The sequence below is a fragment of the Nocardia macrotermitis genome, assembly GCF_009604405.1.
GTDB classification, from domain to species: domain Bacteria; phylum Actinomycetota; class Actinomycetes; order Mycobacteriales; family Mycobacteriaceae; genus Nocardia; species Nocardia macrotermitis.
Genome location: NZ_WEGK01000001.1, coordinates 45,151 through 58,219 on the forward strand (window position 1 = coordinate 45,151; position 13,069 = coordinate 58,219).

The following is a 13,069-nucleotide window of genomic DNA, read 5'->3' on the forward strand; positions in this document are numbered from 1 at the left end:
AATCGATGTCCGGCCCAGTTACATCGGCAAGTTGCCATGGAAAGCAGACCGGCGAGCGCCATGTACCTCGAACGGCACATCGGGCCGTTTGTCAGCGCCCCAACTGCGCCGAGTTTCCGCAGCAGCCAGATCGGCCGACATCGGCAAGTGCCGAGCACCGCATGTCTGGTCGCAACGGGCGTCAGCGGTTCGCAGGGCTAGGGTTCCACAGCGAGTAGACGGCACAGTGTCCCAACTTCACCCGAGTTTCCACGCGGACCGACATCGGCAAGCACTGAGCACCGTATACCGGGCCGCACGGGCGCCAGCGATTCAGCAGGGCTGGGGTTCCACAGCGAGTCGACGGCACAGCGCCCAATTTCACCTGAGCTTCCGCAGCAGCCAGATGGGCCGACGTCGGCAAGTGCTGGACACCGCATGCCGGGCACAACGAGCGTTAGCGGTTCAGCTGGGCTGGGGTTTCTACGGCCAGTAGGCGGGCCAGTTCTGGGCGGGTCGGGCCGCGAGCAAATCCTGGGGTGTGCCGGTTGCGAGGATGCGGCCGTTGGAGACCATGGTCAGGCGGTCGGCGCGGTTCAGGTGGGTGGCGGGGTCGTGGGTGATGAGTAGGACCGCGGTGCCGGTGTTGTGGCGGATTCGGTCGAGATGGGTCAGGATGCGTTGTGCCAGTGGATGATCCAGGGCTGTGGTGATCTCGTCGCAGATCAGGACTCGGGGGTGGGCCAGTAGGGCGCGGGCCAGGGCGGCGCGTTGCAGTTGGCCGCCGGAGAGTGCGGTCGGGTGGCGGGCGGCCTGGTCGGCGGTGATCTCGAGATTGTGCAGGGTTTCGGCGGCCTGTTCGCGTGCGGCGGCCCAGTCGAGTCCGCGTAGGCGTACGGCGGTGGCCGCGACCTGGTCCAGGACCGTGCGGCGGGGTTCGAAGGAGGCCGCGGATTCCTGCCATACGTACTGGACGGCGGCGATCTGGGCGCGAGAACGCTTGCGTAGCACCGGGATCGGATCGCCGTCGAGTTCGATCGAACCGGCGCTCGGACCCACCAGGCCCGCGACGCAACGTGCGATCGTCGTCTTGCCCGCGCCGGAGGCTCCGATCATGCCCACCAGTTCGCCGCGTCGCAGGTCGAGATCGATCTCGTGGAGAATGGCCGAATTACGTAGCGTCACAGAGACATTGCGCACCCGCAGTACAGGTTCACCGACCGGCGATCGTGCGGGCCTCGCCGATGCGGGCGGGTCGGCTGGCTCGTCCTCAACCAGCCGACCCCGGCGCGCGAATACCGTCCGGTCACTGATCTGCGCTACGGCGAGCCGGTCGTGGGTGACGAGTACCACCGCCTTCCCGGACCGCCGCAACGCCACCAGCCCGCTCAACAGTGCGGCCCGCGCGATCGGGTCCAGCCCCACGGTCGGCTCGTCGACCACCACGACATCGGGTTCACACGCCAGCACCTGGGCCAGTGCCAGCCGGGCGCGCTCACCGCCGGAGAACTCGTGGGGGAACCGCCTGGTGATGCGGTCGCCAGCGTCATCCTGGAAACCCGCGGCCGAAAGAGCTTGTGCCACCAGCTCTCGGCGCAGGGCCCGCCGATCCCGCCGCCGTTCCGGCCGAGCATGATGCAATCCCACCAGCTCACCCAGGGCCGCACCGATGCGCCGCGCCGGGTTCAGGGTCGCCGCGGCATACTGCGGCAGGAATCCGATGCGCGTGCTGTTGCCGCGTCGGATCTCACCGGACACAGCAACTTCGGGCCGATCGATACCGGCGAGCACACATGCGATGGTCGTCTTCCCAGCTCCCGACGGCCCGAACAGGGTCAGGATCTCCCCCGCCCGAACCTCTAGATCAATATCCTCCACCAACACTGAATCCCCGGCGCACACTCGCACTCCGCCGAGCGAAACAAGCACTCCGCCAGCCTCATTCACCCCGACTCACCCGCCCGGATTCACGCATCGCGACCGTGCGCGGATCGGCGAGCAGATCGTCACACAGCAGATTCACCCCGATCATCAGCAGCACGATCAGCCCGGCGGGCAGGGCGACCGACCAGGGCGCGATGGTCAACGCATCCTTGTTCGCTGCGACCGAGACAGCCCAGTCGGTCGAGGTGGTGTCGAAACCCAGCCCCAGGAAGTTCGCGGACGCCAGAATGTACACGGCGGCGGTGAACCGCACCCCGACATCCGCCGCGATCGGCCGGATCATCTCGCGCACAGTGTAATTCACGTATCGATAGCGTCGACTCTCCCCCTGCATCCGCAACGCGTCCATCACCGGACCGTGCACGACCGGACGCGCTGCCATCCGCACGAAACGAGCGATCGGCGCGACCAGCGCGATACCGATGGCAACGGCGATCGCCACCACCGACCCCCGCGTGCGCAACGCGGCCACCATGATGATCAGCAGCGAAGGCAGACACAACAGCACGTCCATCGGCCGCATCAGCAATTCGTCGAGCCAAGCGCGCGATGCCGCGGCAGCAGCCACACCGATCACGAATCCCACTGTGTAGGAACCGATTACGGTCAGAGCGGCCACCAGGAGAAAGGTGCGCCCACCGACCAGGGCCGTAGCGAGCACGTCGCGACCGAGCCGGTCGGTTCCGAATGGCGACCACGACGACGGACCGAACGGCGCCTGCCGCGCACTCGGCACCGACCCGGTGAACGCGGGCCCGACCACCGCGATCAGCAAGGGCACGACGACCAACGACAACGCGAACCACCGCCGCACACTCACCCGCCGACACCTTCGCGGGAACGCGGCACCATCCGGCCACCCAGCAGATCGATCCCGAGATTGACCACGATCGCGAGCACACCCGTGATCAGCACGATCGCCAGAATCACCGGATCATCCCGATTGCCGATCGCCCCGATCAGCTCGGAAGCGACCCCGGGCATCACGAACACCGCCTCCACGATCAGCACGCCCGAGAGCAGTCCGTCGCCGGTGCGACCCAGTTCCTGGAGCGCCGGTCCCAGCGCGTTCGGCGCGACGTGCCGGATCAGCAGCGATCCGCGCCGTACCCCGAGCCGACGCGCCTGCCGCACATACGGCTGGTCCAGTACGTCGACCACACCGGACCGCACCAAACGCACCAGGGGCGCGGCCACCCGGGCGACCATCACGATCAGCGGCAACACCAGATATTCGGGCCGAGTCAGCACGGTGTGCGGATCAGTGCCGACGAACGTCGCGGGCAGCAGCCGCAGATCCACCGCCACATAGGTCACCAACAGCACCGCCAGCACGAAATCCGGTATCGAATCCAGGCCGATACTGATCGAGGTGATGACCCGATCGCGCACCGAACCCGGCCGCAGCCCGGCGGCGAATCCGGCCGTCACCGCGACGGGCACCAGCAGCGCCAGTGCGAGCACGGCGACCAGACCCGTCATCAGGAACGGTTGCGCGATCAGACTCCCGACATCGCGACCGCTGGCGTAGGACACCCCGAAATCGCCCGTCACCGCATGCCCGAGCCAGTTCGTGAAGCGTTGTGCCGGTGCGACATCCAGTCCGAGCAGGTGCCGGGCCGCAGCCCGCTGATCGGGGCCGAGGATGTCGTTGCTCCGCACGTCGGCGGCATCACCGGGCAGCAGCAGCGACAGCACGAACACCAGCACCAGCAGTACGACGAGTTGCCCGATCCCGATCACGCTCCGCCGCAGGACGAAGCGTGAGGTCACCGGACCACGCCCACGCTGCGCCCGATTCCGGGTCTCACGCGGTCACCTTGTCGAAACGCGCCCACTCGTGCGAATTCGGCACCGCGGCAGGAGTATTGCGGAATCCGTCGCGCGCGGCGGTATTCCAGTGTGTACTGCCGAAGAAGACGAATCCGCCACGGTCGTAGAGGATTTCGTGCATCGTGCGATAGATCGCGGTCCGGCCCTCGACGGTCGGGGTCGCCTGCGCCCTGGCGTACAGCGCGTCGAATTCCGGATCGGCCCATTTCGTGCGGTTCTGCGGCGCGGTGGTGAGCAGCCGCGAGGCGAAATGGTTGGGAATGGCCAGCGGACCGGACTGGCCCATCGTGAGCTGGCCGGTCTTCAACGCATCGGCGTAGTAACTGTCCTTGGAGCCGATGACGACGTTCACCCGCACACCACATTTCGCGGCCTGGTCGGCGAAAAGCCTTGCCGCTTCGACGAATCCGAAATCCACCGGCGCGGTGAACAGATCGAAGGACAGATCGCGCACACCGGCGCGGCTCAGCAATCGCCCCGCCTCATCGGGATCGTAAGTGTGCTGCGGCAATTCGGCGTAGTACTGGGAGCCCTTGCCGAAGACGTCGTTGGCGACCTCACCGTCACCCTCGAGCGCGACCTTCACCAGTTCATCGCGATCGACCATCCGCATCACCGCCCGGCGCACGTCGGGATTGTCGAAGGGCGCGCGATCGGTCTTCATGGCGAAGAAGTAGATGCCGCTGTTCGGCGTCGACCGGACCGAGATGCCCGCCCGGCCGCGCAGCACCCGCGCCGCGGACGGGGTCAGATTGTCGGCGTAATCCACCTGGCCGCTCTGCACCGCCGCCAGGCGCGCGTCCGCATCCGCGCTGACCAACCGCAGGTGCCCGATGGAGGGCGGGCCATCCCAGTACCGTTCGTTGGCTCGCGCGGTGAATTGCCGTCCCGCCTCGAAGGATTCGAAGACGAACGGGCCCGTTCCCACCGGTTTCGAGAAGTCCGTCGCGCCGTCCTGAACGATCTTCGTACCGTAGGCCGACAACGCGAGCGGAAGTTCGAACGACGGTGTGCGCAAGGCGATTTCGACGGTTCGATCGTCCACGGCCCGGCACCTCGACAGATCGACCTGCGCGAGCGTGGCGGCGGCGATGAACGGCGAGCGCTGCGGCGGCCCGAGCACCCGCGCCAAGGTGTACAGCACGTCGTGGGAGGTGAGTTTCTTCCCGTCGTGCCATGCGGTGTCGCGCAATGTGATTCGCCATCCGGTGCCATCGGCGTTCGGTTCGCTCGACGCGGCCAGTCGCGGTGTCGCCGTCATCGTGTGATCGATCTCGAACAGCCCGTCGTAGACCGTCTTCATCCGCGCCTCGTCGATGAACAGCGAGGCCACGCCCGGATCGATCCCCTCGGCCGCGCCGGAGCCCTGGAACGCGGCAGTGAACGTCTCGGTGCTCGGCGCACCGGATCTCGTCCCACACCCCGTGACCACCGCTCCCGCGGCAATGACACTGCCCAGCAAGAGATCTCGCCGACTCAAACCCGACCGCATGTCCGACTCCCATCGCGTCTGGCACTGCACGCGAGGAGATATGCACAAGTCGAGCCACCCGAGGTGACTCGCTCGGCGCATCGACCATATCCGCGTGATCGTGACCGTCCCGGTACCGCTGTCCGCAGGTATCTGGCTTCGGCTCGGGAGCCTCACAGTTGCGGGACAGCGCCGGATTCGCACCGGACTTCCCTACGGACAAGCGACATACTACGCATACCCGGCGCGGGTCGCGGCGGCCACGGTGCTGAACATGCGAAAACCCGGGCGGGGCCCGGGTTTTCGTCGTCGGCCGTGGATCAGCGGGTGGCGATGATCGCTGAACCGTGGCCGAACAGGCCCTGGTTCACCGCGATTCCCGCCTGCGCGTTCTCCACCTGACGTCCGTCGGCCTGCCCGCGCAACTGCCAGGTGAGTTCGCAGATCTGCGCGATCGCCTGCGCGGGGATCGCCTCACCGAAGCAGGCCAGCCCGCCGCTCGGGTTGACCGGTACCCGGCCGCCCAAAGTCGTTGCGCCACTGCGCAACAACTCCTCGGCGCCGCCGACCTCGCACAGCCCGATATCCTCGTACCAGTCGAGTTCCAGCGCGGTCGACAGGTCGTAGACCTCCGCGAAGGACAGCTCCGAAGGGCCGATTCCGGCCTCCTCGTACGCCGCGTCCGCGATCGCCGCCCGGAACGGGCGCGACGGCTCGTCGAATGCCACGGCCGAATCGGTCGCGAAATCCGGCAGGTCGAGCACAGTTTTCGGGAAGGTCGGGGTCACCGTCGACAAGCCGCGAATCCGGACCGGATCGCTGGTGCCGTGCCGCCGCGCGTACTCCATCGAGGTCAGCACGAGGGCCGCGCCGCCGTCACTGGTCGCGCAGATGTCCAGCAGCCGCAGCGGATCCGAGACGATCGCGGAGGCCGCGACCTCCTCGGCCGAGACCTCCTTGCGGTAGCGGGCATACGGGTTGTTCAGGCCGTGCTTGGCGTTCTTCACCTTCACCGCGGCGAAATCGTCGAGCGTGGCGCCGTGCAACGCCATCCGGCGGCGGGCGTAGAGGGCGAAGTAGATCGGGTTGGTGGCGCCGAGCAGGTGGAAGCGCAGCCAGTCCGGATCGTCGCGGCGTTCGCCGCCGACCGGCTGGAAGAAGCCCTTGGGCGCGGCGTCCGCGCCGATCACCAGCGCCACATCGGTCAGTCCGGCCAGGATCTGGGCGCGGGCGTTGGCGATGGCCTGCGCACCCGACGCGCAGGCGGCGTAACTGCTCGAGATCCGCGCGCCCGACCAGCCCAGCGCCTGGGCGAAGGTCGCGCCGGACACGAAACCCGGGTACCCGTTGCGGATGGTGTCCGCGCCCGCGATGTACCCGACGTCGCGGTGGTCCACCCCGGCATCCGCGAGCGCCGCACGCGCCGCGACCAGCCCGTATTCGACGAAATTGCGACCCCATTTACCCCACTGGTGCATTCCGGCACCGAGTACGGCGATGTCGCGATTGTTCGTATCAGGCATCGACGGGCCTCCACATCCACACCGTGTGCTCGGCTTCCTCGTCCTCGTACAGCACGCCGAGGGTCAACTCGACCGGCATGCCGACGGCCAGATCGTCCACGGTCAGCCCGCGCACCACCTGCCCGAGGATCACCATCTGCTCGACCTCGAGCTCCACCGCCGCGACGACGTAGGGCACGAACGGATCCGGCGAAACGTACGGCGCGGGCGGTTTGTACCGGGCGTCGGCATACGACCAGATCCGCCCCCGCGTGGAGAACAGGTATTCGGCCAGTTCGGAGCCGTCCTTCGGACTCGCGCACTGCGGATTCCGGCAGGCCAGCGTGTTGCACGGGAAGTACGGCGTCGCACACACCGCACACCGACTCCCCACGAGCCGCACCTGTCCGTCATCCGCAGTGAACCAATCTGCCACCGCAGGGCGTTGTTCTTTCTGCACACCCCGACGTTATAGGAACACGTTCTACTTTGGCGAGACCCTCCCGCTCCCCGATCCGCAGTCGGGGCACGACCGCCGGACCCGAGAGATGTCCACTCTGCCCGATCGCGCCTCGCCCATCGCCCGAATCCGGCGGTCCGGAATCTCTAGCCAGTTCGGGCCGATTCGACATCGATACCCGTACCGACGTGGCAACCGTGCGGCATGCGGTTACACCGGTGGGTTCAAGGGTTTGCACCGGGATAATCTGGGAGGGTGACGAAAGCTGTGGGTGCGCATGGGCGGATCGATAAGCGGCAGGCGATTCTCGACGGGGCGTTCGCCGTGTTCGCGCGACGGGGGTACAGCCAGGCTTGTGTGCAGGAGATCGCGAATGAGGCGGGGGTTGCCAAGCCGACCGTCTACAACCATCTCACCGACAAGGAGACGCTGTTCCGGCATGCGGTCGAGGCGGTGGCGGACGCGGTGGGGGCGCAATGTCTCGCGGCGGTCGGGCCGTTGCGGGAGGCGGACGCGGATCTGCGTGTGGCGCTGGGGGATTCGGCGCTGCGGTTGTTGCGGATCTGCGCGGGTGAGCAGTCCCGGTCGTTGCGGGCGCTGACCGCCGCGCAGTTGCCGGTCTTTCCCGATCTGATCGTGCTCGTGCAGGAGCGCACGTCCGGCGGGGTGGCCGAGGCGCTGGGTGATCGGATGGCTCATCTGATGCTCGCCGGTCGACTGCGGACGGCCGATCCGGCCACGGCGGCCGAGCAGTTCCTGGCGCTGCTGACCGGGCCGTTACAGATTCGTTCGCGGGCGGGGACCCGCAAGGTCACGGTCGCAGAGTTGCGCGCGATCGCCGACAGCGCGGTCGACACGTTCCTGCGGGCCTACGAACCGGCAGCCTGAACGGGGGCCGAACAGTGTGATGGCCGGGCCCCCCGGATAAGGGTCCGGCCATCACACTTTCGCCGATACCGTGCCACGCCAACATCTTTCGACGGTATCGACCGAATATCCGTTGCCCGCGCAGACCGACCGGGCGGCTCAATGCTCTGCCGATCTCCGCGTGCAAGATCAATTGTCGTCGCCCGGCCGCCGATACCCCATAGCGCCGCCGACAAAGTCGATCGGCCACATTTTGTCGGCGGCAACAACCCCGCATCGGCGGGCTCGCCGCGTCGCCCGGGGTGGACGACCCTCGCCCGCGGGCACTCACCGGCGGTAGCATCGCGTAGATGCGTCGTCGTGAACCACATCCGGACCTGCGGGAGCTGCTGGTATCAGAACGACGGCGACTCGACGAGGTCGCCACCGAACTGGTCGCGATGATCCGCGAGAACATCGACATGTACCGGGACGAGACCGTGGTTCCGACCGCGCTGCTGCATCGTTCGGCGCGCAGCAACCTCGAGGGCATCCTGAATTTCCTCGAATTCGGCCAGGAGGCCGATATCAGCGCCGCTCGCCGCACCGGTCAGGAACGCGCGGCACAGGATATCGCGCTGCCGGAGGTGCTGCGCGCGTTTCGGCTCGGGTTCGTCTGCTTCTGGGACTGGCTGCTCGCGGCCGCCCGCGCGCGCGACGAGCACGCGGTCACCGCGCTCATCGATTCGGTCTCCGAACTGTGGATCCTCAGCGACGAATTCTCCACCGCCGTCACCGAGGCGTATCGGCAGGAGAAGACCCGGCAGGCCGTCGCGCTGGATCGCCGCCGCTCCGCACTGGTCGCCGGGCTCATCGACGGCACCCTCGGTGATCACCAAACCCCTTGGGAGATAGCGCAACTGCTCGATATGCCGTTCGAAGGCCGGTTCGTCGTGGTGGTGGCCGAGACGCCACCGGCCGGCGATCGGGCCCTGCCGCATCTCGAGGACCACCTCTCGCTGCGCGACATCCGCTCGGCGTGGCGCTCGCAGCCCGACCGCGAGATCGGCATCGTGCACCGCAACCACCGCCACACCGCCGAGAGCCTGCTCGAACTGATCTCCACCACCGCCACGGCCCGGGTCGGCGTCAGCCCGGAGTACACCTGCCTGGACCGCACCTCCCGCGGCGCGAGATTCGCCAGCATCGCGCTGGAGACGATGCCCGCCGGATCCACCGGCATGAAACAACTCCCCGACACCCCGCTCGGCGAACTCGTCCTGAGCCACCCCGACACCACCCGCCGCTTCGTCCGCCGCGTCCTCGGCGAAATCCTCACCCTCCCCGACGAGGACCGCGGCACCCTGCTCTCCACCGCCCAGGCCTGGATCGCCGCCCACGGCTCCGCCGCCGAAGCCGGCCGCATGCTCTACTGCCACGAGAACACCATCCGCTACCGCATGCGCCGCGTGGAGGACCGCCTGGGCATAGCCCTCGACGACCCCATCAAACACGCCGAATTCGCCGCCGCCCTCGAAGCCATCCAGGTCTTCCCCGACCTCTCCACCGTCCGCATGGAACCCGACCAACGCCCCTGAGGCAAATCTCGGCCACTACTCACCGTTGGCGAGAAGTGAATTGGTAAGAGCCGCACCGAATCTCAGATGCTGTCGACCGCTTGACACACTGCCACAACGAATCCCCCGACCGAAGTCGCGATACGCAAGTCCCACAACGGAATACCGAGGTCGACAACTTCGACACAGGTAGCCGGCGGAACGAATGCCACTGCGGCACCGCATAATCAGAGTGCGGAAGCCGCTTGCCCAGCCGAACGAGCCAAGGCGTCGTACACCCAGTTGTGGGCCTGCCCCACGGTGACGCGGGCGTCGAGGAAATGGGACGTCAGGGACCAGTAGCGGTGGATTCGATGGTCGGAATCTGTTGCGTCGGACAGTAATTGAGACCGGAACCGGGGTGTGTCGCGCCGATGCTGACGGCGCTATCGGCCTGATCCGCTGGACACCGCGCCGATGGCGGGAAGTACCAGGCTGCACTGGACGGGTGCGGGGTGGGTGGGGTCCAGGGCGTTGAGGACGTCGCGGGCGGCTGTGGGGTCGGAGGCGAGGGACAGGTGGTCGGCGAGGTCTTGGGGGCACTGGTCCTGGACGGTGATGTTGGTTGAATTCGGTTCTGCGACAATGCCGCTGGTGTAGGGGATGACCAATTCGTCGAATCTGGTGACGATCTGGGTGTAGGTGACGCCCGGGACGGTGATTCCGCCGGCGTCGAGGTGTTGGATGAAGGCCGACGTCGCGAAGAATTCGGCCAGTGCGGGACCGTCGGCGGAGCCGGTGTTGGAACCTGTGTTCGCACCGGCGGGGATGCCGATGCCGTGCACCAGTGGGGCCAGGCCGATCATCTTGGCGACCTTCGCCGCGCCGTGGTCCTGTTTGATGTACCAGTACGGCATGGTCGCGCCCTCGGAATGTCCGACGATGTCGACCTTGTCCGCTCCGGTGGCCGCGCGCACCCGATCGATGAAGGCGCCGAGGGTTCGAGCGCTGGCCTCCATCGCGCCCAGACCACCGACGATTCCGGCCGACGAACCACCGCTGTCGTTGCCATAGGTGAGCGCGAAGACGCAGTACCCGTTGTTCGCCAGCAGGGGGCCGTAGGTCTGCCAGTTGTCGTTGCGGTTGGCGAGGAATCCGTGCACGAGGATCACCGGTTCGGGGTGCGCCGCGGTGGGGCGGCACTTCCAGTTGTTCGTGCCCGGGGGTGCGGCGTTCGGCCCCTGGAGAGCGCTCAGGGTGGCGTCGAGGATGAAGCTGTACGGGACCGGATAGAGCGGCGGCGGATCCGCGCGGACCGGGCCGGATTCGATGCACGGGAGCAACGCGGTCACGGCCGCCGCGAGAGCCGACAGGGCCCACCGCCGCGCCGGTGCTGTAGTTCTACCTGCCATGATGCCGACTATGACATGCCGGAAAGGAGTCGCGAATAGGTTGCACTCCAAGGAAATTCGCGCCCGGACTGGTGTCGCGGCACAACGCCGAGCGTTCAGACGGCCCGCGAGAACACCGCCACCAGGAAGTCGGACCGCGGGGTGAACGGGCGCAGATCCCAGGTGGACAGGAGTACGTCGGGGCGCAGGCCCGCGGCTTCGGCGTCGGCGAGGAAATCGTCGAACGAGTATCCGCGACCGCTGCCGAAGCCGACGACGACGCGGCCGTCCGAGGCGAGGTGGCGAGCGAATCCTGCCAGCACGTCGCGCCGGGTCGAGACCGCCACGAAACCCATCACATTGCCCGCGCACAACACCACGTCGAAGTCGGCCGGGACGTCGTGACCGGGTAGATCGAGCTGGGCCAGATCCCCGACCAGCCAGCGCGGGCCCGGAAAGTCGAGCTCGGCGGCCTCGATCAGCACCGGGTCGACATCCACCCCGACCACCTCGTGCCCGGCCCGATGCAGATACCCGCCCAACCGCCCGGCGCCACATCCGGCATCGAGCACCCGCGCCCCCCGCCCCAGCATCGCGTCGATCATCCGCGCCTCACCGAAGATGTCCTGCCCCTCGGCCGCCAGATTCCGGAACCGCTCCGCATACCGCGCCGAATGTGTCGGATCGGCAGCGGTGATCTCCTCCCACTGACTCAGCACCCGCGAACTCATCGCCCACTCCTTCCACATCGGGCCCGCCGCGAATCGTGCGGACACCCACGATTCTGCGCGAAGGCCCCGATGCGGCATTCACCCCACCCTCACCACCGAGCCCACCAGCAGCACCGAGTACGGATTGCCCCCCGCCACAACCATTCTCGGCACGATGCGACCCCGGGGTCCGACGCCCGGTTCCGGCCCGGCGACCACGCGCGCCGACATCACGACAGCCAGTGCGGCGGGTCCACGCCGAACGGCTATTGGCGGCACCGCCGGAATCGACAGGCAGGCACCTGAATCCGATTGGGGCGCGCACGCCGGCGGAGCTCGCCGGAGACAGGGACCCGAGCCGAATTCCGGATACTCACGACGGAAAATGTCCACAAGAGCAATCAATGTTCATCAGCGCGCGAACTCGCCGAATTCCGCAACAGTGCGGCGACGCACCGTCCTCAACACCGAGCGGCAGACACTCACACCTGAACCGATATGCCTGCGACAGCGGAGGATTCGCCCGAAACGGAAATACCCACAGGGGGCATCAAGGTTCATCAGCGCGCGAACCCGCCGAATTCCGCAACAGTGCGACGACACACCGTCCTCAACACCGAGCGGCAGACACTCACACCTGAACCGATATGCCTGCGACAGCGGAGGATTCGCCCGAAACGGAAATACCCACAGGGGGCATCAAGGTTCATCAGCGCGCGAACCCGCCGAATTCCGCAACAGTGCGACGACACACCGTCCCCAGCACCAAGCGGCAAACACTGGCGCCTGAACCGATACACCTGCGGGAGCAGAGGATTCGCGCGAAACAGCGTTGCCGAGTCGAGGTCAGTCGTGGGCGGGTTCGCCGGTGACCACATGGTCGGCGTGGTTGAGGCCCTCGCGGACCAGGCGGGCGAGGTGGCCGTCGCGGATGCGGTAGATCACTCGGCGGCCTTCCTTGCGGGTGTCGACCAGGCCGGTGAATCGGAGTTTGGCGAGGTGTTGGCTGACGGCGGTGCGGGAGACGCCGCAGGCTTCGGTCAGCGCGGTGACATCGGCTTCGGCGTCGGCGAGGGTTGCCAGGATGTGCAGACGGGTCGGGTCGGCGAGCATGCGGAAGGTGTTCGTCGCGACATCCAGGCGTTGCTGATCCGGGCTGGCGGAGTGGACCAGGCTGGGCTGCGCCGATGCGGTTTCGGTGCCGGTCGCCTCCGCCATCGCCGTCACCGCCTTCGTGTCGTCCTCCCGCTCACCACCGGCGATACCTCAGGGAAGGGGTTGTGTAGCAGCGATTATAACGATCCCTCGTCGCACGCTGCCGCCGCGATCCGAGTCGCGACGATAGCCGCCGGAGATGCGCACAGCAGTTACCCCACT

11 protein-coding genes and 1 riboswitch are annotated in these 13,069 nt (G+C 67.3%); of the genes, 2 read left to right on the top strand and 9 right to left on the bottom strand.

Annotation, left to right across the window (positions count from 1 at the left end):
* Positions 1 to 462: 462 nt before the first annotated feature.
* The 6 genes from NRB20_RS00205 to NRB20_RS00230 all read right to left on the bottom strand — a co-directional run bounded on the left by NRB20_RS00205 (position 463) and on the right by NRB20_RS00230 (position 7,123).
* Positions 463 to 1,857: an ABC transporter ATP-binding protein gene (locus NRB20_RS00205; protein ID WP_194289671.1), complete on the bottom strand. Its 1,395-nt coding sequence runs from the start codon at positions 1,855 to 1,857 to the stop codon at positions 463 to 465.
* A gap of 61 nt (positions 1,858 to 1,918) precedes the next feature.
* Positions 1,919 to 2,743 (bottom strand): ABC transporter permease, encoded by an 825-nt coding sequence (locus tag NRB20_RS00210; protein ID WP_319944250.1) that lies wholly within the window; start codon positions 2,741 to 2,743, stop codon positions 1,919 to 1,921.
* Entirely contained in the window at positions 2,740 to 3,696 is a 957-nt protein-coding gene (locus NRB20_RS00215) for an ABC transporter permease (RefSeq protein WP_319944251.1), read from the bottom strand. The genes NRB20_RS00210 and NRB20_RS00215 overlap by 4 nt, the downstream gene beginning before the upstream one ends.
* A 34-nt stretch (positions 3,697 to 3,730) precedes the next feature.
* Positions 3,731 to 5,188 (bottom strand): ABC transporter substrate-binding protein, encoded by a 1,458-nt coding sequence (locus tag NRB20_RS00220; RefSeq protein ID WP_319944252.1) that lies wholly within the window; start codon positions 5,186 to 5,188, stop codon positions 3,731 to 3,733.
* A 166-nt stretch (positions 5,189 to 5,354) separates the two neighbouring features.
* A riboswitch (cobalamin riboswitch) is annotated at positions 5,355 to 5,463 on the bottom strand.
* Positions 5,464 to 5,547: 84 nt separating this feature from the next.
* Positions 5,548 to 6,750, bottom strand: coding sequence for a lipid-transfer protein (locus NRB20_RS00225; protein WP_153407161.1), 1,203 nt, complete (start codon positions 6,748 to 6,750; stop codon positions 5,548 to 5,550).
* Positions 6,743 to 7,123, bottom strand: a complete 381-nt coding sequence (locus NRB20_RS00230) for a Zn-ribbon domain-containing OB-fold protein (RefSeq protein WP_406603765.1) — start codon at positions 7,121 to 7,123, stop codon at positions 6,743 to 6,745. The genes NRB20_RS00225 and NRB20_RS00230 overlap by 8 nt, the downstream gene beginning before the upstream one ends.
* 321 nt (positions 7,124 to 7,444) lie before the next feature.
* On the opposite strand from NRB20_RS00230, the gene NRB20_RS39185 reads away from it, so the two are divergent.
* Both NRB20_RS39185 and NRB20_RS00240 read left to right on the top strand, forming a co-directional pair.
* Positions 7,445 to 8,077 (top strand): TetR/AcrR family transcriptional regulator, encoded by a 633-nt coding sequence (locus NRB20_RS39185; RefSeq protein WP_319944253.1) that lies wholly within the window; start codon positions 7,445 to 7,447, stop codon positions 8,075 to 8,077.
* Positions 8,078 to 8,406: 329 nt separating this feature from the next.
* The gene (locus NRB20_RS00240) at positions 8,407 to 9,633 is read left to right on the top strand and encodes a PucR family transcriptional regulator (RefSeq protein ID WP_153407162.1); all 1,227 of its coding nucleotides are present in this window, start codon (positions 8,407 to 8,409) and stop codon (positions 9,631 to 9,633) included.
* Between the two features lie 404 nt (positions 9,634 to 10,037).
* Here the strand turns inward: NRB20_RS00240 and NRB20_RS00245 are convergent, their stop codons facing one another.
* From NRB20_RS00245 to NRB20_RS00255, 3 genes are all read right to left on the bottom strand, one after another.
* Positions 10,038 to 11,003 carry an esterase/lipase family protein gene (locus NRB20_RS00245; protein WP_153407163.1) on the bottom strand — a complete coding sequence of 322 codons (966 nt, stop codon included), beginning with the start codon at positions 11,001 to 11,003 and terminating at the stop codon, positions 10,038 to 10,040.
* Positions 11,004 to 11,098: 95 nt separating this feature from the next.
* Complete coding sequence (locus tag NRB20_RS00250; RefSeq protein WP_153407164.1) at positions 11,099 to 11,713, bottom strand: class I SAM-dependent methyltransferase; 615 nt, start codon at positions 11,711 to 11,713, stop codon at positions 11,099 to 11,101.
* Between the two features lie 825 nt (positions 11,714 to 12,538).
* Entirely contained in the window at positions 12,539 to 12,910 is a 372-nt protein-coding gene (locus NRB20_RS00255; RefSeq protein WP_153407165.1) for an ArsR/SmtB family transcription factor, read from the bottom strand.
* Between the last annotated feature and the right edge of the window lie 159 nt (positions 12,911 to 13,069).

Bases quoted from the DNA above. Each gene is read 5' to 3' on its own strand.
- NRB20_RS00250 (WP_153407164.1), bottom strand. From the start codon at position 11,713: ATGAGTTCGCGGGTGCTGAGTCAGTGGGAGGAGATCACCGCTGCCGAT.
- NRB20_RS00245 (WP_153407163.1), bottom strand. From the start codon at position 11,003: ATGGCAGGTAGAACTACAGCACCGGCGCGGCGGTGGGCCCTGTCGGCT.
- NRB20_RS00255 (WP_153407165.1), bottom strand. From the start codon at position 12,910: ATGGCGGAGGCGACCGGCACCGAAACCGCATCGGCGCAGCCCAGCCTG.
- NRB20_RS00225 (WP_153407161.1), bottom strand. From the start codon at position 6,750: ATGCCTGATACGAACAATCGCGACATCGCCGTACTCGGTGCCGGAATG.
- NRB20_RS00240 (WP_153407162.1), top strand. From the start codon at position 8,407: ATGCGTCGTCGTGAACCACATCCGGACCTGCGGGAGCTGCTGGTATCA.